Source organism: Streptomyces sp. B1I3, assembly GCF_030816615.1.
GTDB lineage: Bacteria > Actinomycetota > Actinomycetes > Streptomycetales > Streptomycetaceae > Streptomyces.
The window spans coordinates 1,196,689-1,219,000 of record NZ_JAUSYD010000001.1 but is presented as its reverse complement, the minus strand read 5'-3'; the positions used below and the strand labels follow the sequence as shown (position 1 = coordinate 1,219,000).

At 71.5% G+C, this 22,312-nt stretch carries 18 protein-coding genes, 2 pseudogenes and 1 riboswitch; of the genes and pseudogenes, 14 read left to right on the top strand and 6 right to left on the bottom strand.

What is annotated here, in order from left to right; translation table 11 throughout:
- The first annotated feature begins 276 nt into the window (after positions 1–276).
- The 12 genes and pseudogenes from hpnC (at position 277) to QFZ58_RS05740 (ending at position 13,339) form a co-directional block, all read left to right on the top strand.
- Positions 277–1,194: a squalene synthase HpnC gene (hpnC, locus tag QFZ58_RS05795; RefSeq protein ID WP_307123820.1), complete on the top strand. Its 918-nt coding sequence runs from the start codon at positions 277–279 to the stop codon at positions 1,192–1,194.
- A gap of 29 nt (positions 1,195–1,223) precedes the next feature.
- A complete protein-coding gene (gene hpnD / locus QFZ58_RS05790) occupies positions 1,224–2,144 on the top strand; it encodes a presqualene diphosphate synthase HpnD (RefSeq protein ID WP_307123819.1) in 921 nt (306 codons plus the stop codon).
- Positions 2,145–2,238: 94 nt separating this feature from the next.
- Positions 2,239–3,627 carry a hydroxysqualene dehydroxylase HpnE gene (hpnE, locus tag QFZ58_RS05785; RefSeq protein ID WP_307123818.1) on the top strand — a complete coding sequence of 463 codons (1,389 nt, stop codon included), beginning with the start codon at positions 2,239–2,241 and terminating at the stop codon, positions 3,625–3,627.
- Positions 3,624–4,727: a polyprenyl synthetase family protein gene (locus tag QFZ58_RS05780; protein WP_307123817.1), complete on the top strand. Its 1,104-nt coding sequence runs from the start codon at positions 3,624–3,626 to the stop codon at positions 4,725–4,727. The genes hpnE and QFZ58_RS05780 overlap by 4 nt, the downstream gene beginning before the upstream one ends.
- 105 nt (positions 4,728–4,832) lie before the next feature.
- Positions 4,833–6,848, top strand: coding sequence for a squalene--hopene cyclase (gene shc / locus QFZ58_RS05775; RefSeq protein WP_307123816.1), 2,016 nt, complete (start codon positions 4,833–4,835; stop codon positions 6,846–6,848).
- 4 nt (positions 6,849–6,852) lie between these two features.
- On the top strand, positions 6,853–7,506 hold the full coding sequence (locus QFZ58_RS05770) for a 1-hydroxy-2-methyl-2-butenyl 4-diphosphate reductase (protein ID WP_307123815.1): 654 nt from the start codon (positions 6,853–6,855) through the stop codon (positions 7,504–7,506).
- A gap of 6 nt (positions 7,507–7,512) precedes the next feature.
- Complete coding sequence (hpnH, locus tag QFZ58_RS05765) at positions 7,513–8,532, top strand: adenosyl-hopene transferase HpnH (RefSeq protein WP_307123814.1); 1,020 nt, start codon at positions 7,513–7,515, stop codon at positions 8,530–8,532.
- 80 nt (positions 8,533–8,612) lie between these two features.
- Positions 8,613–9,016 (top strand): annotated as a pseudogene (locus QFZ58_RS05760) (4-hydroxy-3-methylbut-2-en-1-yl diphosphate synthase); the annotation flags it as partial.
- Between the two features lie 51 nt (positions 9,017–9,067).
- On the top strand, positions 9,068–10,978 hold the full coding sequence (gene dxs, locus QFZ58_RS05755; RefSeq protein ID WP_307123813.1) for a 1-deoxy-D-xylulose-5-phosphate synthase: 1,911 nt from the start codon (positions 9,068–9,070) through the stop codon (positions 10,976–10,978).
- Complete coding sequence (locus QFZ58_RS05750; protein WP_307123812.1) at positions 10,975–12,372, top strand: aspartate aminotransferase family protein; 1,398 nt, start codon at positions 10,975–10,977, stop codon at positions 12,370–12,372. Before dxs ends, QFZ58_RS05750 begins: the two co-directional genes overlap by 4 nt.
- 119 nt (positions 12,373–12,491) lie before the next feature.
- Entirely contained in the window at positions 12,492–13,106 is a 615-nt protein-coding gene (locus QFZ58_RS05745) for a helix-turn-helix domain-containing protein (protein WP_307123811.1), read from the top strand.
- Positions 13,107–13,165: 59 nt separating this feature from the next.
- Positions 13,166–13,339: a DUF6126 family protein gene (locus QFZ58_RS05740; RefSeq protein ID WP_307123810.1), complete on the top strand. Its 174-nt coding sequence runs from the start codon at positions 13,166–13,168 to the stop codon at positions 13,337–13,339.
- Positions 13,340–13,364: 25 nt separating this feature from the next.
- Here QFZ58_RS05740 and QFZ58_RS05735 read toward each other — a convergent pair whose 3' ends face one another.
- Positions 13,365–14,180, bottom strand: a complete 816-nt coding sequence (locus QFZ58_RS05735) for a tyrosine-protein phosphatase (protein ID WP_307123809.1) — start codon at positions 14,178–14,180, stop codon at positions 13,365–13,367.
- A 430-nt stretch (positions 14,181–14,610) separates the two neighbouring features.
- Positions 14,611–14,763: riboswitch (cyclic di-AMP (ydaO/yuaA leader) on the top strand.
- Between the two features lie 4 nt (positions 14,764–14,767).
- Between QFZ58_RS05735 and QFZ58_RS05730 the strand changes: the two genes are divergently transcribed.
- Complete coding sequence (locus tag QFZ58_RS05730) at positions 14,768–15,709, top strand: LysM peptidoglycan-binding domain-containing M23 family metallopeptidase (RefSeq protein ID WP_307123808.1); 942 nt, start codon at positions 14,768–14,770, stop codon at positions 15,707–15,709.
- A 190-nt stretch (positions 15,710–15,899) separates the two neighbouring features.
- Complete coding sequence (locus QFZ58_RS05725; RefSeq protein WP_307123807.1) at positions 15,900–16,727, top strand: SGNH/GDSL hydrolase family protein; 828 nt, start codon at positions 15,900–15,902, stop codon at positions 16,725–16,727.
- A gap of 43 nt (positions 16,728–16,770) precedes the next feature.
- On the opposite strand, the pseudogene QFZ58_RS05720 reads toward QFZ58_RS05725, so the two are convergent.
- The 5 genes and pseudogenes from QFZ58_RS05720 to QFZ58_RS05700 form a co-directional block, all read right to left on the bottom strand.
- A pseudogene (locus tag QFZ58_RS05720) lies at positions 16,771–17,731 on the bottom strand (STM4011 family radical SAM protein).
- Positions 17,732–17,818: 87 nt separating this feature from the next.
- Positions 17,819–19,261 carry an STM4012 family radical SAM protein gene (locus QFZ58_RS05715; RefSeq protein ID WP_307123806.1) on the bottom strand — a complete coding sequence of 481 codons (1,443 nt, stop codon included), beginning with the start codon at positions 19,259–19,261 and terminating at the stop codon, positions 17,819–17,821.
- Positions 19,262–19,266: 5 nt separating this feature from the next.
- Positions 19,267–20,079, bottom strand: coding sequence for an STM4013/SEN3800 family hydrolase (locus tag QFZ58_RS05710; RefSeq protein ID WP_307128780.1), 813 nt, complete (start codon positions 20,077–20,079; stop codon positions 19,267–19,269).
- Positions 20,080–20,116: 37 nt separating this feature from the next.
- Positions 20,117–21,343, bottom strand: a complete 1,227-nt coding sequence (locus tag QFZ58_RS05705; RefSeq protein WP_307123805.1) for an STM4014 family protein — start codon at positions 21,341–21,343, stop codon at positions 20,117–20,119.
- On the bottom strand, positions 21,324–22,307 hold the full coding sequence (locus tag QFZ58_RS05700; protein WP_307123804.1) for an STM4015 family protein: 984 nt from the start codon (positions 22,305–22,307) through the stop codon (positions 21,324–21,326). The genes QFZ58_RS05705 and QFZ58_RS05700 overlap by 20 nt, the downstream gene beginning before the upstream one ends.
- Between the last annotated feature and the right edge of the window lie 5 nt (positions 22,308–22,312).

Sequence of the window (22,312 nt, the reverse complement as noted above, 5' to 3'; positions counted from 1 at the left end):
GGCGGGGATCAGCGTGTTCAACCAGGGCGCGCTGGACCCCGGAGTGGCCCTGTGAGCTGTACAACGTAAGCTGTACCGGTGCTGATTCGCGGCAATGTGGGTCGATACGTCCCCCGGCGCCCCGCCCGTTGTGTGCCTGTCGCACTCGGGAAGACGAGCGGCGTGTCCGAAAAGGGATGTTTTGGGTCAGCAGTGTAGAACGGGAGATATGACGGCAATGATGGGAAATCTCCAGCTCCGACGTGGTTTCGCCGTCCCCGCGTCGGGCGGTACGCAGTGACCCCTGCCCACCAGGCGCGTACCGGCGCCGCCACCGGCACGCTCGACAAGGCCGCGGACGAGAACTTCCCCGTGGCTCCCTTCTTCCTGCCCCGTGCCTGGCGCGACGACCTGATGGCGGTCTACGGCTTCGCCCGGCTGGTCGACGACATCGGCGACGGCGACCTGGCACCCGGCGGCGCCGACGCCCGCCACCTCGGCCTGGAAGCCGCACAGACCGAGGACCGCCCGGCCATGCTGGACGCCCTCGAGGCCGACCTGCACCGCGTCTTCGCCGCCCGTGGCGACGGCCCGCGGCACCCCCTTATGCGCGCCCTGCGTCCCACCGTGCGACGCCGCGCGCTCACCCCCGAACCCTTCCTCGGCCTCATCGAGGCCAACCGCCAGGACCAGAAACTCCGCCGCTACGCGACGTACGAGGAACTCCTGGCCTACTGCGAGCTCTCCGCCAACCCCGTCGGCCGGCTCGTCCTGCAGATCACCGGCACGGCCAGTCCCGAGAGGATCCGCCGCTCCGACGCCGTCTGCACCGCCCTGCAGATCGTCGAGCACCTCCAGGACGTCGCCGAGGACCTCCGCCGCGACCGGATCTATCTGCCCGCCGCCGACATGGCCCGCTTCCATGTCGCCGAACCGGACCTGTGCGTACCGTCCGCAGGCGCGTCCGTGCGCGCCCTGATCGCCTTCGAGGCCCAGCGCGCCCACGACCTGCTGGACGAGGGCATCCCCCTGGTGGGCAGCGTCCACGGCAGGCTCAGGCTGCTCCTCGCCGGCTTCGTCGGCGGCGGGCGGGCCGCCCTCACCGCGATCGCGGGCGCCGGTTTCGACGTACTCCCCGGACCACCCGGACCCACCACGCCCAGTCTGCTGCGCGCCGTGGGAACCGTCCTGCGAAGAGCGCACAGAGAGGGGTGAGCCGGACCGTGGAGGGACAGACGACGTACATGTCGGCACCGGTACAGGCCGCATACAGCTACTGCGAGGCCGTCACCGGACAGCAGGCCAGGAACTTCGCGTACGGCATCAGGCTGCTGCCGTACGAGAAGAGGCAGGCCATGTCGGCCCTGTACGCCTTCTCCCGTCGGGTCGACGACATCGGCGACGGCGAGCTGGACCCGGCGACCAAGCGCACCCGGCTGGCGAGCACCCGTGAACTGCTCGGCCGGATCCGGGAGGGCGAGGTCGACGAGGACGACACCGATCCGGTGGCCGTCGCGCTCGCCGACGCCGCGCGCAGGTTCCCGCTGCCGCTGGGCGGACTCGACGAGCTCATCGACGGCGTGCTGATGGACGTCCGCGGCGAGCACTACGAGACCTGGGAGGACCTCAAGACCTACTGCCGGTGCGTCGCGGGTGCGATCGGGCGGCTCAGCCTGGGCGTCTTCGGCACGGAACCGGGTGCGCCGGGCGCCGACCGGGCCGCGGAGTACGCCGACACCCTCGGCCTCGCCCTCCAGCTCACCAACATCCTGCGCGACGTCCGCGAGGACGCGGGCAACGGGCGTACGTACCTGCCCGCCGACGACCTCGCCAAGTTCGGCTGCGCCGGCGGATTCCGGCGGGCCACCCCGCCGCCCGGATCCGACTTCGCCGGGCTGGTGCACTTCGAGGTGCGGCGTGCCCGCGCCCTGTTCGCCGAGGGCTACCGGCTGCTGCCCATGCTGGACCGGCGCAGTGGTGCCTGCGTGGCCGCCATGGCCGGCATCTACCGCCGGCTCCTGGACCGGATCGAACGCGACCCCGAGGCGGTCCTGCGCGGCAGGGTCTCGCTGCCCGGCCACGAGAAGGCGTACGTTGCCATACGCGGCCTGTCGGGACTCGACGCGCGGTACATCTCGCGCCGGACGGCCAGGGGGCGGGTCTGATGAATCGTCGGACCGGCTCCGGGCGCGCGAGGCGGGCAACCCCCCGCCCGCGCGCCGCGTCCCTGACTGCGACGGAACGGCGAGAGGGGAACCCATGACCGGCCGGCAACCGCACCCCCACCGCGCGGTGGTCGTCGGCGGCGGACTCGCCGGGGTCACGACCGCCCTGCGTCTGGCCGACGCCGGGATCGACGTGACCCTGCTCGAAGGCAGGCCCCGCCTCGGCGGACTCGCCTTCTCCTTCTGCCGCGGCGACCTGTCCGTCGACAACGGCCAGCACGTGTACCTGCGCTGCTGCACCGGCTACCGCTGGTTCCTCGACCGGATCGAGGGCGCCCACCTGGCGCCGCTCCAGGACCGCCTCGACGTGCCCGTGCTCGACGTCGCCCGGCCCGCCGGGCCGAGGCTCGGCCGGCTGCGCCGCACCGGGCTGCCCGTGCCGTTGCACCTCGCGGGCGGGCTCGCCGGCTACCCGCACCTCTCGCTCGCGGAGAAGGCGGGCGTCGCACGCGCCGCGCTGGCCCTGGGCCGCCTCGATCCGGCCGACCCCGCACTCGACGGCATCGACTTCGCGACCTGGCTCCGCCGGCACGGGCAGTCGCGGCGCACGATCGAGGCGCTCTGGGACCTCGTCGGCGTCGCCACGCTCAACGCCACGGCGCCGAACGCCTCCATGGCACTCGCCGCCATGGTCTTCAAGACGGGTCTGCTCTCCGAACCCGGCGCCGCCGACATCGGCTGGGCCGCCGTCCCGCTCGGCGACCTGCACGACACACGCGCCCGCAAGGCGCTGGAATCGGCGGGCGTACGCACCTGCCTGCGGACCCGGGTCAGCTCGGTCACCCGCGCCGGCGAAGGCCGCTGGGCCGTCGACACGGGCAGCGAGCTGATCGACGCGGACACCGTCGTCCTCGCGGTCCCGCAGGGCGAGACCCACCGGCTGCTGCCCGACGGAGCGCTCGACGACCCCGACCGCCTGCTCGACATCAAGGACGCGCCGATCCTCAACGTGCACGTCGTCTACGACCGCAAGGTCCTGCGCAAACCGTTCTTCGCCGCTCTGGGCTCACCCGTCCAGTGGGTCTTCGACCGCACCGGGCCCTCCGGTCTCCAGGGCGCCGGTCAGTACCTCGCGGTCTCCCAGTCCGCGGCGCAGGACGAGATCGACCTGCCCGTCGCGGAACTGCGCGGCCGCTACCTGCCCGAGTTGGAGCGGCTCCTCCCGGCCGCGCGCGGCGCCGGGATCCGCGACTTCTTCGTGACCCGCGAGCGCACCGCGACCTTCGCGCCCGTGCCAGGAGTGGGGCGACTGAGGCCGGACACGCACACCCGCGCCCCCGGAATCCACCTGGCGGGCGCGTGGACCGCCACCGGCTGGCCCGCCACGATGGAAGGCGCCGTCCGCAGCGGCCTCAGCGCCGCGGACGCCGCGCTCCGCGCCCTCGGCCGGGCCCCCGTACATCCGCTGCAGGAGGCGGCATGAGCAGTACCACCGGAACAAGAGGAGAGTCTGTGACCCCGGCGAAACCGGCTTACGGCACCGTGGCGGACACCACGGATGTCACCGCGCTTCTGGAGCGCGGAAGGGCCCTGTCAGCGCCGGTGCTGCGAGCTGCTGTGGATCGGCTGGCGCCGCCCATGGACACCGTCGCGGCCTACCACTTCGGCTGGATCGACGCCCAGGGCCGGCCCGCCGACGGCGACGGCGGCAAGGCCGTCCGCCCGGCGCTGTCCCTGCTGTCCGCGGAGGCGGCGGGCGCCCCGGCCGAGGCCGGCATCCCCGGCGCCGTCGCGGTCGAACTCGTGCACAACTTCTCGCTGCTGCACGACGACCTCATGGACGGCGACGAACAGCGCCGCCACCGTGACACCGTATGGAAGGTGCACGGCCCGGCCCAGGCCATCCTCGTCGGCGACGCGCTCTTCGCGCTGGCCAACGAGGTCCTGCTGGAGCTCGGCACCGCGGAGGCCGGCCGCGCGGCCCGCCGGCTGACCACGGCCACCCGCAAGCTCATCGACGGGCAGGCCCAGGACATCTCCTACGAGCACCGCGAGCGGGTCACCGTCGAGGAGTGCCTGGAGATGGAGGGCAACAAGACGGGCGCCCTGCTCGCCTGTGCCGTGTCCATCGGCGCCGTGCTCGGCGGTGCCGACGACCGCACCGCCGACACCCTCGAGGCGTACGGCTACCACCTCGGCCTCGCCTTCCAGGCCGTCGACGACCTGCTCGGCATCTGGGGCGACCCGGAGTCCACGGGCAAGCAGACCTGGAGCGACCTGCGTCAGCGCAAGAAGTCCCTGCCCGTCGTGGCCGCGCTCGCCGCGGGCGGACCGGCGTCCGCCCGGCTCGGTGACCTGCTGGCCGCCGACGCGAAGAGCAACGACTTCGCCAGCTTCTCCGAAGAGGAGTTCGCCGCGCGTGCGGCACTCATCGAGGAGGCGGGTGGCCGCGAGTGGACCGCCCAGGAAGCCCGCCGTCAGCACACGGTAGCCATCCGGGCGCTGGACGGCGTCGACATGCCGGAACACGTGCGGGCGCAGCTCACCGCGCTCGCCGACTTCGTCGTCGTACGAAAGAGATGATCACCATTCAGATATGACTCGCAGTCGCCGGCGGGCGCCCACACCGGGCGTCCGCCGACGGAGACCCCAGCACAGCAGAGGACCACACTGCACGAAGGGGAAGCCATGACAGCGACGACCGACGGAAGCACCGGAGCCGCGAACCTCCGCGCAGCCTCGGCCAGCCAACCGACCGAAGCAACGACCACCACCACCGCGGCGGAAGAGGCCTTCGCCGCCGCGCGGCGCGCCGCGGAACGCTCGGTGCAGCACCTCCTCGGCAGGCAGGACGAGCAAGGCTGGTGGAAGGGAGACCTCGCCACCAACATCACCATGGACGCCGAGGACCTGCTGCTCCGCCAGTTCCTCGGGATCCAGGACCCGGACACGGTGCAGGCGGCAGCCCGCTTCATCCGCGGCGAACAACTCGGCGACGGCACCTGGGCCACCTTCCACGGCGGACCCCCCGACCTCTCCGCCACCATCGAGGGGTACGTCGCCCTCCGGCTGGCCGGCGACCGGCCGGACGACCCGCACATGATCCGGGCGGCCCGCTGGGTCAGGGAACAGGGCGGCATCGCGGCGTCCCGGGTCTTCACCCGGATCTGGCTCGCGCTCTTCGGTTGGTGGAAGTGGGACGACCTGCCGCAACTCCCGCCCGAGCTCATGTTCTTCCCCACGTGGGTCCCGCTCAACATCTACGACTTCGGCTGCTGGGCCCGCCAGACCATCGTGCCGCTCACCATCGTCTCCGCGAAGCGGCCCGTACGCCCCGCGCCGTTCACCCTCGACGAGCTGCACACCGACCCGGCCCGCCCCAACCCGCCCGGACCCATGGCGCCCGCGGCCAGTTGGGACGGCCTCTTCCAGCGGCTCGACAAGGCGCTGCACGCCTACCACAGGGTCGCTCCGCGCAGGCTGCGCCGCAGCGCCATGAACGCCGCCGCCCGCTGGATCATCGAGCGCCAGGAGAACGACGGCTGCTGGGGCGGGATCCAGCCACCCGCCGTGTACTCCGTCATCGCCCTGCACCTGCTCGGCTACGACCTCGGCCACCCGGTGATGCGGGCGGGGCTCGCCTCGCTCGACCGGTTCACCGTCTGGCGTGAGGACGGCGCTCGCATGGTCGAGGCCTGCCAGTCCCCGGTCTGGGACACCTGCCTCGCCACCATCGCGCTCGCCGACGCCGGGGTGAGCCCCGAGCACCCGGCGCTCGTGAAGGCGGCGGACTGGATGCTCGGTGAGGAAATCGTACGGCCGGGTGACTGGTCCGTACGCCGACCTCGACTGGCGCCGGGTGGCTGGGCGTTCGAGTTCCACAACGACAACTACCCCGACATCGACGACACCGCCGAAGTCGTGCTGGCGCTGCGCCGCGTCCGCCACCCGGACCCCGACAGGCTCGAGGCCGCCATCGAGCGAGGGGTGCGCTGGAACCTCGGCATGCAGTCGCGCAACGGGGCCTGGGGCGCCTTCGACGCGGACAACACGAGCCCCTTCCCCAACCGGCTCCCGTTCTGCGACTTCGGTGAGGTCATCGACCCGCCCTCCGCGGACGTCACCGGCCACGTGGTGGAGATGCTCGCCGTCGAGGGACGAGCCGATCACCCCCGTACCCGCCGCGGCATCGAGTGGCTCCTCGCCGAACAGGAGGCTTGCGGGGCGTGGTTCGGCCGCTGGGGCGTCAACTACATCTACGGGACGGGCTCCGTGGTGCCCGCTCTCGTCGCCGCGGGACTGCCCGCCGCGCACCCCTCGGTCCGCCGGGCCGTCGGCTGGCTGGAGTCCGTGCAGAACGACGACGGAGGCTGGGGCGAGGACCTGCGCTCCTACCGGGAGGAGAAGTGGATCGGGCACGGCGCCTCGACCGCCTCGCAGACCGCGTGGGCGCTCCTCGCGCTGCTCGCGGCCGGGGAACGCGAGGGCAGGGCCGTGGAACGGGGCATCGCCTGGCTGGCCGGCACCCAGCAGGCCGACGGTTCCTGGGACGAGCCGTACTTCACCGGCACGGGCTTCCCGTGGGACTTCTCCATCAACTACCACCTCTACCGGCAGGTGTTCCCCCTCACCGCCCTCGGCCGGTACGTGTACGGCGACCCGTTCGCTGCCCGCGACGGTGCGGGCAGCGGAAAGGGGGCCTGAAGCGATGGGCGATGCCCAGGAGCCGCCCGGTCCCGCCCTGCCGCTCCTGATCGCCTGCGCACTCGGTATCGAGCGACTGGCCCTGCGCACCGGCAGGGCCGGCGGCGGCCCGGGCCCCGTGACCGTCGTGAGGACCGGGATGGGTCCCAGGGCGGCCGAGAAGGCGGTCCGCGACGCACTGGGAAGGCAGGGGACGGGGGGCGCCGCGGTCATCGCCTCCGGCTTCTGTGCCGGGCTGGCCCCGGGCATGCACCCCGGTGACCTGGTGGTGGCCGAGGAGACGCGGGACGCCGCGGGCACCACGGCCTGCACCGGGGCCGGCCTGCTGGTCGACGCACTGACCAGGGTGGTGCCCGGAAGTACCGTCCACACCGGTCCGCTCGCCGGCTCGGACCATGTCGTCCGCGGAGCCGAGCGTGCCGGGCTGCGGGCGACCGGGGCCGTCGCGGTGGACATGGAGTCCGCCGCCACACTTCGCACCGCCGTACGGACCGGGCCACGCCCGGTTGCGGCCGTACGGGTGGTCGTGGACGCTCCAGAGCATGAGCTCGTCCGCATCGGCACGGTCCGCGGTGGAATATCGGCATTCCGCGTTCTCCGTGCCGTGCTTCCCGCTTTCCATGAATGGCACCGATCTTTGCTGCTCCCCAGGAGGTGAGCCCAGATGGCCATGCCGCTCCGTCAGTCCATCAAGGTTGCGACGTATCTCATCGAACAGAAGATCCGCAAGCGGGACAAGTTCCCGCTGATTGTCGAGCTGGAACCCCTGTTCGCCTGCAACCTGGCGTGCGAGGGATGTGGGAAGATCCAGCACCCGGCCGGGGTGCTCAAGCAGCGCATGCCGGTCGCGCAGGCGGTCGGGGCAGTGCTCGAATCAGGTGCCCCGATGGTGTCCATCGCCGGCGGCGAGCCCCTGATGCACCCTCAGATCGACGAGATCGTGCGTCAGTTGGTGGCGAAGAAGAAATACGTGTTCCTGTGCACCAACGCCATGCTGATGCGCAAGAAGCTCGAGAAGTTCACCCCTTCGCCCTACTTCGCCTTCGCGGTGCACATCGACGGACTGCGCGAGCGGCACGACGAGTCGGTCGCCAAGGAGGGCGTCTTCGACGAGGCGGTGGAGGCGATGAAGGAGGCCAAGCGGCGTGGGTTCCGCGTCACGACCAACTCCACCTTCTTCAACACGGACACCCCGCAGACCGTCATCGAGGTCCTCAACTACCTCAACGACGAGCTCCAGGTCGACGAGATGATGATCTCGCCCGCCTACGCCTACGAGAAGGCACCCGACCAGGAGCACTTCCTGGGCGTCGAGCAGACCCGCGAACTCTTCAAGAAGTCGTTCGCGGGCGGCAACCGGGCCCGCTGGCGGCTCAACCACTCCCCGCTCTTCCTGGACTTCCTGGAGGGCAAGGCGGACTTCCCGTGCACCGCCTGGGCCATCCCGAACTACTCCCTCTTCGGCTGGCAGCGGCCCTGCTACCTGATGAGCGACGGTTACGTCCCCACGTACCGCGAGCTCATCGAGGAGACCGACTGGGACAAGTACGGCCGTGGCAAGGACCCGCGCTGTGCCAACTGCATGGCGCACTGCGGATACGAGCCCACCGCAGTCCTCGCCACCATGGGGTCGCTGAAGGAGTCCCTGCGCGCCGCACGGGAGACCATCGGAGGGAACCGGTGACGTCGTGACCCGCGGAGGACCGGTCGCACCGGGCCTCCCCGGGCCGCCGGCCCGGCCGCTCGCGGTGCGCCGCCCCTCGCGGCGCGTCCGGGCCGGGTCCGGCGTCCCAGGGGGCGATCACCTCGGCGGTGGCGTCCTGCGCGCCGCTGTCGGTGGCGACCTCGCACACGATCCGGGTCTCGCCGTCGGCTCCGCCGGCGGAGGAGGCCACGGTCGGGCCGCGGATTCTGCGGGCGCCGCATCCGGAGCAGCGGCGTCCGGAGATCGTGTCGTGGAGGTACCGCCGCGGGTCGCCTCGGCGGGCTGTGCGGTCGTCGGTCCCGGTGAGGCGGATCCGGGTGTGGCCCCGGGCAACGGCAAGGGGCAGATCTTCGTGAAGGGCGAGACCGTCAGGACCGGCCCGGAGCCGAAGATCGTGGAGGCCCTCGTCGAGGAAGCCATGAAGAGCGCCGACGGCACGAAGGAGGCAGGAGCCCCTTCCGGGGCCCGGCCGTGACCGTGAGCCGAAGACAGGACCAGAGAGGGGGCCCGAGGCGTGACCATACTGGAAACCATCAAGGGGCCGAAGGATCTCAAGGGGCTGAGCCGACCGGAGCTGGGCGAACTCGCCGACGAGATCAGGACGTTCCTCGTCGGGGCCGTGACGAGAACGGGGGGCCACCTCGGCCCCAACCTCGGGGTGGTCGAACTCACCGTCGCTCTGCACCGGGCCTTCGACTCGCCCGCGGACCGCATCCTGTGGGACACCGGACACCAGAGCTACGTCCACAAGCTCCTGACCGGACGCCAGGACTTCTCCAAGCTGCGCAGCAAGGGCGGCCTCTCCGGCTACCCCTCGCGCGAGGAGTCGGAGCACGACGTCATCGAGAACTCCCACGCCTCGACCGTGCTGGGCTGGGCCGACGGACTCGCCAAGGCCGGCGAGCTACTGGGCCGGCCCCACCACGTCGTCGCCGTCATCGGCGACGGGGCGCTGACGGGCGGGATGGCCTGGGAGGCGCTGAACAACATCGCCGCCGCCAGGAACCGCCCGCTGATCATCGTGGTGAACGACAACGAGCGCTCGTACGCCCCGACCATCGGCGGCCTCGCGAACCACCTCGCCACCCTGCGTACCACGGACGGGTACGAGCGCTTCCTGTCCTGGGGCAAAGGCGTCCTCCAGCAGACACCCGTCATCGGTCAGCCGCTGTACGGGTCACTGCACGGGGCCAAGAAGGGGTTCAAGGACACCTTCGCGCCGCAGGGCCTGTTCGAGGACCTGGGGCTCAAGTACGTCGGTCCGGTCGACGGGCACGACACGGCCGCGGTCGAGTCCGCCCTGCACCGGGCGAAACGCTTCCACGGTCCGGTCCTGGTGCACTGCATCACCGAGAAGGGGCGGGGCTACCCGCCCGCCCTGGCGGACGATGCCGACCGCTTCCACACCGTGGGCGCGATGGACCCGCTGACCTGCGAACCGCTCGTGGTACCCGCGGCACCCTCCTGGACCTCGGTGTTCGGCGACGAGATCGCGGCGATCGGTGAGGAGCGCCCCGACGTCGTCGCGATCACCGCGGCGATGCTGCACCCCGTCGGGCTGACCCGGTTCGCCGAGCGGTTCCCCGACCGGGTCTGGGACGTCGGGATCGCCGAGCAGCACGCGGCCGTCTCCGCGGCCGGGCTCGCCACCGGCGGACTGCACCCGGTCGTCGCCGTCTACGCGACCTTCCTCAACCGGGCGTTCGACCAGTTGCTGATGGATGTCGCCCTGCACCGGTGCGGCGTGACGTTCGTCCTGGACCGGGCCGGTGTCACGGGGGTCGACGGCCCCTCGCACAACGGCGTGTGGGACATGTCCCTGCTCCAGGTCGTCCCCGGTCTCCGGATCGCCGCCCCGCGCGACGCCGACCGGCTGCGCGAGGAGCTGCGTGAGGCCGTGGAGGTCGACGACGCCCCGACGGTGATCCGCTTCCCCAAGGAGTCGGTGGGGGAGCCGGTCGCGGCCGTCGGCCGGATCGGCGGCATGGACGTCCTGCACAGGTCGGCGGACCCCGACGTGCTGTTCGTGGCGGTCGGGGTGATGGCCTCCCTCTGCCTGCAGGCCGCCGACCTGCTCGCCGGAGCCGGCGTCCGCTGCACCGTCGTCGATCCGCGCTGGGTCAGACCCGTCGACGCGCACCTGCCCGCCCTCGCCGCGGAGCACCGGCTGGTCGCGGTGGTGGAGGACAACAGCCGTGCGGGCGGCGTCGGTTCGGCGATCGGTCAGGCGCTGCGGGACGCGGAGGTCGACGTACCGTTGCGGACGTTCGGCATCCCCGAGCAGTTCCTCGCGCATGCCGGTCGCGCCGAGGTCCTCGCCGACATCGGGCTCACGCCGGTGGAGATCGCCGGACGGATCGGGGAGTCGCTGGCCCGTCTCGGGGCAGCGGGGGAGCGGGACGTGCGGAAGGGAAGCGGAGCATGAGCAACGACCGTCCGGAGGGCTTCGACCTGACGCGGCTCCTCGCCGAGCGCGGCGCGGAACGCTACGACCTGCACACCCGCCACCTCAACCACCAGCTGCCGCGCATGCTCCGCACCATCGGCTTCGACAAGGTCTACGAGCGGGCCGAGGGCGCGTACTTCTGGGACGCGGAAGGCAACGACTACCTCGACATGCTCGCCGGCTTCGGGGTGATGGGGCTCGGCAGGCACCATCCCGTCGTGCGCAGGGCGCTCCACGACGTCCTCGACGCCTCGCTCGCCGACCTGACCCGCTTCGACTGCCAGCCGCTGCCCGGACTGCTGGCCGAGAAGCTGCTGGAGCACAGTCCGCACCTGGACCGGGTGTTCTTCGGCAACAGCGGCACCGAGGCGGTCGAGACCGCGCTGAAATTCGCCCGGTACGCCACCGGCAAGCCGCGCATCCTCTACTGCACCCACGCCTTCCACGGGCTGACGACCGGCTCGCTCTCCGTCAACGGCGAGGCGGGGTTCCGGGACGGGTTCGCACCCCTGCTGCCCGACACGGCGATCCGGCTCGGCGACCTCGACGCCCTGCGGCGCGAACTGAAGCACGGTGACGTGGCGGGGCTCGTCGTCGAGCCCATCCAGGGCAAGGGCGTCCACGCCTCGCCGCCCGGCTTCCTGCGGGCCGCGCAGGAACTGCTGCACCGCCACAAGGCGGTGCTCATCGCGGACGAGGTCCAGACGGGCCTCGGCAGGACCGGCGACTTCTACGCGTACCAGCACGAGGAGGGGGTGGAGCCCGATCTGCTCTGTGTCGCCAAGGCGCTCTCCGGCGGATACGTGCCGGTCGGGGCGACCCTCGGCAAGGACTGGATCTTCAAGCGCGTCTACTCCTCCATGGACCGGGTCCTCGTCCACTCCGCGAGCTTCGGGGCCAACGCCCAGGCCATGGCGGCCGGGCTCGCGGTGCTGTCGGTGATGGACGACGAGGGAACCGTCGCGAACGCCCGCCGCACCGGCGACCTGCTGCGGGAGCGGCTCGCCGAGCTCGTCGGCCGCTACGAGCTGCTGCACGAGGTGCGGGGGCGCGGGCTGATGATCGGCATCGAGTTCGGACGGCCGTCCTCGCTGAAACTCCGCAGCCGGTGGGCGATGCTGCAAGCGGCACGGAAGGGGCTCTTCGCGCAGATGGTCGTCGTGCCGCTGCTGCAGAAGCACCGCATCCTCACGCAGGTCTCCGGCGATCATCTGGAGGTGATCAAACTGATCCCTCCGCTGGTCATCGGGGAGCCCGAGGTGGACCGCTTCGTGACCGCCTTCACGGCCGTGATGGACGACGCGCACAACGGCGGCGGACTGATGTGGGACTTCGGCAGGACACTGGTGAAACAGGCCGTCGGCAACCGCTGAGGACCGCTTCCCACGGATCTTCGCCGGACCCCGCGCCCCTTGGACGCCACACCGCTCCCGCGCTTTGCCTCGCAGGCAAGAAATTTGCCTCAGAGGAAAGGTGCTGGCCCAATGGAGGCATGAATCCTGCTGACACAGGAGTGGCCGACGAACTGCCCGGCATCGCGCCACGCCTGCGCGACCTGCGCCGCAACCGGGGTCTCACCCTGGAGGGCGCCGCCCGGCGTGCCGGGCTCTCCCCGGCCCACCTCTCCCGCCTGGAGACCGGCAACCGGCAGCCTTCGCTGCCCATGCTGCTCGGCCTCGCCAGAATCTACGGTACGACGGTCTCCGAGCTCCTCGGCGAGATGCCGCCCGAACGTGACGCGATCGTCCGGGGCGGTCCACTCGGGGGCGCGGGCGCCGAGGCCGACGGCTGGCTGTACCGGCAGGCGGGCGGTTCGGGTCGCGCCATGCAGGCACTGCGGGTCCGCGTCCCGTACGGCGCCCAGGGCGACCTCGTCCGCGTCCACCCGGGCGAGGAGTGGCTGTACGTCCTCGACGGCAGGCTGAGGGTCGTGCTCGGGGAGACCGTGCACGACCTCGACCCCGGCGACAGCGCGCACTTCGACTCGCTCACTCCGCACCGGATCGCCGCGCTCGACCGTGCGGGCGTCCAGTTGCTCTTCGTCCACACGCTGCTGCAGAGCCCCGCCGCGGAGCTGTGCCTGGGCAGCGGAACCCATCGCTTCTGACCCCTGCCGGGCACCGCCCACTCGCTCTCCCGGCCAGGCGGCCGAGAGGAAGGACTGTCATGTCTGATTCAGAGGACTACGACCCGCTCACCCCACGCCGGCCGAAGGGCCAGGACACCCAGGAGCGCAAGATGCCCCGGGGTGTCATCATCCGGCTCTTCGCCTACCTGGTGGCCGGGCACGTCGTCGCGGCCTTCCTCTTCCTGCTGTTCACCGTGGCGGGAAAGGGCTGACGGCGGGCGGGGTCGGACGTGGACGCTACGCGTCCTCGACGAGACGCTCGCGCAGCTTCTCCCGCGTCTCCGGGGAGAGCTTCAGGCCGTCCAGGAGGTAGCGGTCCGTGCTGCCCCAGGTCTCCTCGATGGTGGCGAAGGCGGCGGCGAGGTATTCAGGGCGCGCGCCGAAGAGCGGGTTCAGGAGCTCCATCACCTCGTCCGACATCCCCGCCGACGACGTGTCGCTCCGCCTGATCCTGTAGCGGCGGTGCGCGTCGTTGGACTTGAGGTAGTCGGCCTCGATGGCTTCCTTCTCGACGCCGACGGCCAGCAGCGAGACCGCGATCGAGAGTCCGGCCCGGTCCTTGCCCGCGGCGCAGTGCATGAGCGCCGGGACGCTGTCCTCGGCCAGCGCGTGCAGCACGCGGCTGTGCTCCGCCGTGCGGTCCGTGATGATGGCCCGGTAGGAGGCGATCATCCGTTCCGTCCCCTTGCCGTCGGCGAGGATCGAGCGAAGCTGCTCGATGTTGCCGTCCCTCACCAGGCGCCAGAACTCGGCTCCGTCGGCCGGGTCGGAGAGCGGAATGCTGACATTCCGGATGCCTGGCAGCTCCACGTCATGGCCGTCCAGCTTGTGGTCGGCGGCGTTGCGGAAGTCGAAGACGGTGTGCAGCCCGAGACCGGCGAGGAAGGCGGCGTCCGACTCGGTGGCGTGTGCCAGGTGGCCGCTGCGGTAGAGGCGCCCCTGGCGCACCCTGCGGCCGTCGACGGTCGGGAGCCCTCCCACGTCGCGGAAGTTACGGACACCGGTGAGCTCGATGTCGATGGTCGTCGACGGAACCTCTGGCAGCTGCGTCACAAGGACTCCTGGAGTGTCTGGCGCCGGCGCCGCTCGCCGGCGAAGGGCACGCTCGCGACGATACGACATGGGTGCACCGAGCACTTGTCGTGCCCGCGGCCGACCGGCGTCGTCGCACCCCGGCCTGTCCGGAGTGCGGGTCGAGGTGTCCGTATTGGTGCATTTAGCCGAACATGCCGGTCTTATGGGGGAGATGGGTGGCCACAGGTGAGCGGGATCATATCCGTGACGGTGTGTGGCGGAAGCGCCGATGGGTATTCCCGGCGTCGCGCGGAAAGCCAAGATCCGTAATCCACGCAGTGTGACCGGAATTCGGGACCGGAAATGAAGCGCCCATTCCGGTCCGCGCCCGGTGGCTTGTTCCCCGCGTCCCGACTCGCTTACGGTCACCGTCAATCCGGACGGAACGCCTAATCCTGCCGCCGCCCGGAATCCGCACCCACCCACGTGTGGCAGGAGCGGGGGAACCAGGTAAGCCGCCGACCGGAAGATCCGGACGGCTCGGGGTCAAGTCGCGTCCGCCGCGGCCGGGCATCTCCAGTCCGAACCCGACAGCTCACCTCGCAGGCGCCGGAGAGGAACGCACCATGCCCGCAAAGGGTAAGCACCGCCGTACGAAGACCGGACCGATCTCCCGTGGCGTTCTCGCCGCGGGGACCGGCGGCGCCGTCCTCGCCCTTCCGCTGATCGGCGCCACCGGCGCCCACGCGGCGGAGCAGGCCGCCCCGGCCGCCAAGCCGGCCGCCGCCGCGACGCAGGCCGCACCGGCCGCGTCGGTGGCGAAGAAGCAGAGCGCCCCCACGACCTACTCCGTGGTCTCCGGCGACTACCTGTCGAAGATCGCCGCAGACCAGAAGGTCAAGGGCGGCTGGCAGAAGCTGTACAAGGACAACCGCGAGGTCGTCGGTGACAACCCGAGCCTGATCTTCCCGGGTATGAAGCTGACCCTCGGCGCCAAGGCGTCCGCCCCCGCCACGAAGGCCGCGCCCTCGAAGGCCACCCCCTCGAAGGCCGAGGCCGCCGCCCCGAAGGCCGCCGCCCCCAAGGCCGCAGCTCCGGCCGAGAAGACCACCGAGGTGACCGACACCGCCGCGTCCGCCGGTACGTCCGAGAGCAACAGCTCCGGCTACACCACCCCGGTGGCCGACGCCAACGTCACCACCCAGTACCGCGCCGCCGGTTCCAGCTGGTCCAGCGGCTACCACACCGGCTCCGACTTCCAGGCGGCCTCCGGTACGAGCGTCCGGTCCATCGGCCCGGGCACCGTCGTCTCCGCCGGATGGAGCGGCGCGTACGGCAACGAGATCGTCATCCAGCACAGCGACGGCATGTACTCCCAGTACGCCCACCTGTCCTCGCTCGAGGTCTCGGCCGGCCAGACCGTCACCGGCGGCCAGGAGATCGGCCTGTCCGGCTCCACCGGCAACTCCACTGGCCCGCACCTCCACTTCGAGGTCCGCACCGGCCCGAGCTACGGCTCGGACGTCGACCCGATCGCCTACCTGCGCTCGCACGGCGTCTCCGTCTGACGCAGCCGCGGGACAGGGCGGTCCGGTTCGGCTTCAGCAGAGTGCCCGGGAGAGGGGCGGTGCGCGGCGGTGCACCGCCCCTCTCCTTATTCCGGCTTTACCAAAACCTGACCGGGTGGTTTATCTCACCACCCGTCAACCCCGTATTACGGTCGCGTAGGTCACATTCGAAGGTGCAGGATGTGCCCTTGTGGCAGACGATTCGAGAAACAAACTACGAGGCATCATCGGGTCGTACGCAGCGATTGGTGACAGCTTCACCGAGGGCGTCGGAGACCCCGGCCCCGACGGGAGACTGGTCGGCTGGGCGGACCGGCTCGCGGTCCTCCTCGCGGACCAGCTCCCAATTCCTGATGCAGCGGCCGAGCCGGTGGACGACCCGCACGGGCACTTCCGGTACGCCAATCTCGCCGTACGCGGACGCCTCCTCGACCAGATAGTCGAGGAACAGGTGCCCCGCGCCAAGGAGCTGGCCCCCGACCTGGTCAGCTTCTGCGCGGGTGGCAACGACATCCTCCGGCCGGGCTCCGACCCCGACGACGTGGCCGAACGCTTCGAGCGCGCGGTCGCGGACCTGACGCAGGTGGTCGGCACGGTCATGGTCACCACCGGTTTCGACACACGCGGTATCCCGGTGCTCCGCCACCTGCGCGGCAAGATCGCCACGTACACCGCCCACGTCCGGTCCATCGCCGACCGCTACGACTGCCCGGTCCTCGACCTGTGGTCGCTGCGGTCCGTCCAGGACAGGCGCGCCTGGGACGACGACCGGTTGCACCTCTCGGCCGAGGGGCACACCCGGGTCGCGCTGCGTGCCGCCCAGGTCCTGGGTATCGAAGTGCCGGCCGATCCGGACCAGGTGTGGCCGCCACAGGCGCAGCGCGGGACGTTCGAGGTGCGTCGTGACGACATCCACTGGGCGCGTGAGTACCTCGTCCCGTGGATCGGACGGCGCCTTCGCGGCGAGTCGTCCGGGGACCACGTCGAGGCCAAGCGCCCCGACCTGCTGCCGCTCTGAGTGTCCTGGGCGCTTCGAGCGTTCCGCGCCGGGTGAGGCCTGCCTACGGAGTGATGACGGGGAGGACGTGCCGGGGCGGGACCGGCGGGACGAGCCCGTCCGGAACGGCTGTCCGCGTCGGACCGGCCGGTGTCCGGGACGGACGGACGGGTGCCCGTGACAGCCCGGCCGGTATCCGCTCCAGCACGCCGCCCGCGAAGACGTCGTACAACGGCAGCGTCTCCAGGTGGACATAGCCGATGTGGCAGTCGCACACCTCGAGCGGGCAGCCCCCGCGGGCCGAGGGCGCGACGGTAGCTGCCGTCGTAAAGGTTGCCCAGTTCGGCACGGACGAAGTGGCAGCGGCGCACCGTGCCGTCGCCGTCCACGGAGACGACCGACTCGCCCGTCCGGCAGGGCAGTCCGGCCGATGCGTGCGGAAACCTGCTGTAGGGGAACAGCGGGTCGAGGGCCGTCCAGCGGCCCGCCTCCTCGTCCGTGTAGGTGTGGCCCTCCGCGGCGTTGACCCAGAGGTAGACCTCGGAGGGCAGCGCCGCGCGCAGCCGCCGGGCCTCGTCCAGATGGCCGTCGAGGCCGACGACGCCGACGCTGTGACGCACCCCGAGATCCGTCAGCTCCCTGCACGCGCCGAGGAACCGTTCGTACGGGGTCTGGCCCGGGTGGTACGTACACCAGAGGGCGACCTTGTCCCGGTCGGCGTCGGCCAGCCAGTTCGTGCGGCCGCCGAGGTTGGTCTGGATGGCGATCCGGCCCACGTGCGGGAGGTGCGACAGCTCGACGATCGCCCTGCGGTACCAGGAGCGGACCAGCCCCTCGCCCCACGGGGTGAACAGCACCGACAACCGGTCACCGGTCTGTGTGGCGGCCCACGCCGTGAACCGCTCGAGAGCCGCGCGATCGGCGCGGAGCTGCTCCGTGCTGTCGCGCCGTTTGGCGAACGGGCAGTAAGGGCAGTCGTAGTCGCACGAGGCCAGCGGGCCCCGGTAGAGGATCGTCAGGTCCACGGTCGTCCGTCCCCGCTCATCGGTGTCCGCCCATCGGCTCGTGTCATCGGCTCGTGTCCCCTCATCGGTGCACGCTCACCGGGCCGTTCACTTTCGTTCGTACGCGGCCATGGCGGCCCGTACGGCGGGGGAGAACAACTCCGGGCCCAGCGCGTCGGAATGGGCCAGGCCCTCGGGCGAGAGCCGCAGCAGGCCGGGGCCCGCGGAGTCGTCCAGCCAGCCACGCCCGGCGAACAGGGCGAGTTCCGCGGGGAAGTCGCTGCCGGGGTCCGTACCGAACCTCGCGCGGTACTCGGCGGGCGCCAGGCCGTCGGCCTGGAGGAGTGACTGGAGGAGATGGCGTCTGCGCGCCTCGTCCTCGTCGACGTACCTGCCGACCTCCGCGCGGGAGAAGTCCTGCGTCGCGGTGAAGCCGTCGATGATGCCCCGGATCTCCCGCATCTCCACGGCGTAGTCGAAGGAGTAGTGGAGCGAGGAGGTGTACGAACGGGCACCGCAGCCCAGCCCGATCATGCCGTCGGTCTGGCACGCGTGGTCGCCGGGGCCCGCGGGCGGGGCGTCCACGCGGCGGAACATGCGCATCGAGACCTGCTCGTAGCCCCGGGCCAGCAGATGGTCGCGGCCCGCGCGGTAGAGCCGCAGCCGCTGCCCGTCCCAGGCGGAGTCCGCACTGTCCGGTGCGCCTGTCGTCCTTGCCGCGTCGCCGAGCCGCCCGAGACCGGTCAGCGGGCGTACGTACAGGGGGTAGAGGTACAGCTCCTCTGGGCGCCAGGCGAGTGCCGCCTCCAGAGAGGTGTGCCAGCTCTCCTCCGTCTGCCCGTCGATGCCGTAGATCAGGTCGATGTTGAGCACCGGGATGCGGGCGTCGCGGATCCGGCCCAGGGCCGCCTCCACCTCGGAGCGGTGCTGTGGGCGGACCGCCGCTCGGGCCTCGTCGTCGACGAAGCTCTGGACCCCGATGCTGATCCGGGTGGTGCCGCGATCGGCCAGAACCGTCAGCCGGTCGGCCGTCGCGGTGGAGGGCGAGGTCTCGACGGACAGGGGCACGGACCGCAGGTCGGCACCCATCCGCTTCTCCGCGATGTCGCAGAGGCGTTCCAGCTCGCCGGCGGTGAGGAAGGTGGGGGTTCCGCCGCCGAAGGCGGCCGCGGCGAACCGCACCGGCTCGTCGTCGCCGAGAGCGTCGCGGACGGCGGTGGCTTGCCGGTCCAGTGCGTCGAGATAACGCGTGGTCAGCTCGTCGGGGGCGCCGATCCGGGTGAAGAGGTTGCAGAAGCCGCAGCGGACCTCGCAGAACGGTATGTGGAGATAGAGGGAGAGGGCGTCCTTCCGTTCGCCGGCCCACAGCCGGCTCAGCAGAGGCCGTCCTGCCGGGTGGTCGCCGAGCGGGCGGTAGGCGGTCTTGTGCGGGTAGGCGTAGACGTAGCTCTGATAGGGCCTGGTGCCGGTGGTGGCCGCCGTGGTGCCGGTGGTGCCCGCTGTGGTGGTTGCCGGGTCTGTTCCGGTCGTGGCTGTTGTCGTACTGGTCACGCCGGTCATCGGCTTGCCCCCGGGTCGAGGATGAAGTGGGCGTAGGGCACGGTCCACACGGCTTCGTGACCGATCCGGTGACCGGTGTATCCGTCCTCGCCGTACGCCGTGCCGTGGTCGGAGCAGACGATGGCGAAGCACCTGCGGCGGCTGCTCGCGGCGGCGAAGAGGCGGTCGATGTGCCGGTCGACGTACTCCAGTGCCGCGGCGTGGGTGGCCCGGGAATCGCCGTGCTCGGCGGTGGCGCCGGGCAGGTGGAACCAGTTGGGCTGGTGCAGGGCCGAGACGTTGACGAAGAGGAACAGTCGCTGTTCCCGCGGAAGTTCCGCGACGATCTGCTCGGCGCGCGACACCTGGTTCTCGAAGGAGGCGGGGGAGGCGACGCCGAATCCGGGCTCCCAGTGGCTTTCCTGGAACATGCCGGGCAGCACCGAGCCGAGCGGCGGGCGCCGGTCGAAGAAGCCGACGCCGCCGATGCACACCGTGCGGTAACCGGCGTCCGCGAGTCCGGCGAGCAGATCGGGCGCGTCGTGGACGAACGTGCCGTCCGCCGTGGACTCACTTCCCGCGAAGCGCGCCGCGAAGAGCCGGGGGTGCGGTCCGGGGGTGGCGGGCGTGGGCAGGAAACCGGCGAACATCGCCTGGTGGGAGGCGTAGGTGAAGCTGCCCGGTGCATGCCTCTTCTCCCAGACGCCCCCGGGCAGGTGACGGGCGAGACGGGGTATGCGCCCGGCGGCGGCCAACTCCTCGGCCACGTCGTACCGCAGGGTGTCGAGGGTGACCATCAGCAGGTCGTGGCTCCCCACGACGGCGTTCATATCGGGGTCACGGGCATCGGTGACACCGCAGGCGGAGTCAGGCGGCTGGGGTGTCACGGTCGTTCCTCGCTCGGTAGTTCTTCGCTGGGTCGTTCGCTCGTCGTTCTTCGGCAGGTCGTCTCCCGGCAGGCCGTTCCCCGGCGGGGCTCCGTTTCGCCGGCACCGCGGCCACCTGCGCCCGGTAGGTGTCCATGCCCTCGGCGCCACTGCCCGGCAGGCCGGTCAGGCGCGGCAGGAGGTCTCCGAACGCGTTGACCTCGCCGACGGCGAAGCGCCGCCAACCGGTGGCGGGCAGCAGATCGACACCCACGCACAGGGTGTCAGGGAAGCAGGCGGCAGCCCGCTCGCACACCGCCAGGGCTTCGTGCCAGCTGCCTCCTGCCCCCTCGACGGCTGCCCGGACCTCGTGCAGATCGCCGCGGGCGCCGCCGAGGTGCAGGTTGGTCATGGGGGAGCGGCTGGTCCGCACGACCGCGTGGGTCGCGCGGCCCGCGATCACCACGACCCGGAGGTCGGCCACCCGGCCGCCCCGGACCGAGGCCTTCGGCAGCCAGCGCTCCACGTGCAGGCCGTCCGGTGCGAGCGCGTCGACGACCGCCGCCACCTCGCGTTCCGTCCGGTAGGTGCGCACCCGCAGTGAGTTGAAGAGACGGCCCGCCTCGTCCCGCTCCACGGATGTCGTCGCGCGCACCCGGCCGGGGCCGGCCGTTTCCACGGCCAGCACTCCGGAGGCGGAGGAGCCGTGGGCGAGCTTGACGAAAGCCCTCGGCATACGGTGCTCGGCCATCAGCCTGCGCACGCCCGTCCAGTCCCGGACCGGGGCCGTGGCCGGCCCGGACGTGGCCGAGTCCGGCACGGGTACTCCGGCGGCGTCCATGACACCGTGGCAGAGCCGTTTGTCGAAGAGCACCGCGATGTCGTGGGGATCGCTCAGCAGGACCGCCCCGGCCGCAGCGGCCGCCCGGCCCACATCCCGGACGGCAGAGGTGAACCGGGTGTACCAGAGGGCGGAGCCCTCGACCCTGGCCGGGTCGTCCACCCCGCGCAACAGCCGCTCGACCTCGGCGTCCTCGCCGGGCGAGTCGATACGGACCCTCTCACCGGGCAGGAAGGCGGCCTCGCCCCGCAACACCTGACGCCAGGACACGGTGCGCGCCCGGGGAAGCCCGGCGGCGCGCACCGCCTCCTGGAAGAGCGCCACCCTGCGGTTGCCGGGATTGCCGACGACCGCGAGCGGCGGCGTGCTATTCGCTGACGGCGACATAGCGGGGCTCGTCGTCCTCGGGGTCCCAGTGGTCCGCCTCGCCGAGGTCGACATGCACGCCCGCCCGGGCGCACACCTCCTGGATCCGGGACACCAGAGGGTCGGTGAGGTAGTGGTGGTGGAGATCCAGTGAGACGAGGTGGGTCAGCGGCTGGCCGTCGAGGAGTGCCCTGGCGCCCGCGTCACTGAGCGTCCCCATCGACAGCGCGAGCGCCTCCAGCTGGGCGACGACCGGGGCGGAACCGAGCGCGGCCGCGATCTCGTCCTGGATCTCGCTGTTCTGCAGGCCGAGGTGGCGCAGGCGCGGAAAGGTGCCGCCCGACAGCAGGGGCCGTATGTCCTCGACGGTGGCGTCGCCCCCGTACCACTGCGTGCCGAACCACAGCTCCAGGCGCTCCAGAGCGGGCAGCTCGGCCTCGCCCACCGCGCGGACGACATGTCCCGGCAGCCCGCCGGACTCGAACCGCAGTGACTTCAGGGCGTGATGACGGACCGGCCGCAGCCGTAGTTCATCCTCGCCGGAAGCGGCGGCGCCCCCGCCCCGGACGACCAGCTCCTCCAGCAGGGGGAAGGCTTCGAGTACCGGGGTGATGTCGCACATCTGCAGCCAGGAGACCTCGCACTCCTCGCCGGTGACATCGGCGAGGAAGAGGGCGCGCAGCTCCGGGAGGCGGGAGGCCTCGGAGGCGAGGAGCTCCACCACGGGGGCGAAGGACGTGTAATCGCTCTCCCACCACGGGCCGATCAGCAGCGCGCGGACCCGACTCGTGTCGACGGAGCCGGCGAAGTGCTGCCAGAGCTCCGGGAACGCGGAGCCGTCGGGTGGGCACTCCAGCCGCCAGGCGACGGCGCCGGCTGCCGGCAAGGAGGCCGCCGGCGGTGCGTCGGCGGGCGGCAGGGTCAGCACCGGCAGGCCGTGGAAGACGTGCGGGTGGTCGACGTCGAGGTGCTCGATCTCGGTCATGGCCG

What these genes read in the sequence shown, in the direction of transcription:
- hpnD (WP_307123819.1), top strand. Translation starts at nt 1,224, where the DNA reads ATGTCGGCACCGGTACAGGCCGCATACAGCTACTGCGAGGCCGTCACC.
- hpnE (WP_307123818.1), top strand. Translation starts at nt 2,239, where the DNA reads ATGACCGGCCGGCAACCGCACCCCCACCGCGCGGTGGTCGTCGGCGGC.
- QFZ58_RS05780 (WP_307123817.1), top strand. Translation starts at nt 3,624, where the DNA reads ATGAGCAGTACCACCGGAACAAGAGGAGAGTCTGTGACCCCGGCGAAA.
- shc (WP_307123816.1), top strand. Translation starts at nt 4,833, where the DNA reads ATGACAGCGACGACCGACGGAAGCACCGGAGCCGCGAACCTCCGCGCA.
- QFZ58_RS05770 (WP_307123815.1), top strand. Translation starts at nt 6,853, where the DNA reads ATGGGCGATGCCCAGGAGCCGCCCGGTCCCGCCCTGCCGCTCCTGATC.
- hpnH (WP_307123814.1), top strand. Translation starts at nt 7,513, where the DNA reads ATGGCCATGCCGCTCCGTCAGTCCATCAAGGTTGCGACGTATCTCATC.
- QFZ58_RS05750 (WP_307123812.1), top strand. Translation starts at nt 10,975, where the DNA reads ATGAGCAACGACCGTCCGGAGGGCTTCGACCTGACGCGGCTCCTCGCC.
- QFZ58_RS05745 (WP_307123811.1), top strand. Translation starts at nt 12,492, where the DNA reads ATGAATCCTGCTGACACAGGAGTGGCCGACGAACTGCCCGGCATCGCG.
- QFZ58_RS05740 (WP_307123810.1), top strand. Translation starts at nt 13,166, where the DNA reads ATGTCTGATTCAGAGGACTACGACCCGCTCACCCCACGCCGGCCGAAG.
- QFZ58_RS05730 (WP_307123808.1), top strand. Translation starts at nt 14,768, where the DNA reads ATGCCCGCAAAGGGTAAGCACCGCCGTACGAAGACCGGACCGATCTCC.
- QFZ58_RS05710 (WP_307128780.1), bottom strand. Translation starts at nt 20,079, where the DNA reads ATGAACGCCGTCGTGGGGAGCCACGACCTGCTGATGGTCACCCTCGAC.
- QFZ58_RS05705 (WP_307123805.1), bottom strand. Translation starts at nt 21,343, where the DNA reads ATGTCGCCGTCAGCGAATAGCACGCCGCCGCTCGCGGTCGTCGGCAAT.
- QFZ58_RS05700 (WP_307123804.1), bottom strand. Translation starts at nt 22,307, where the DNA reads ATGACCGAGATCGAGCACCTCGACGTCGACCACCCGCACGTCTTCCAC.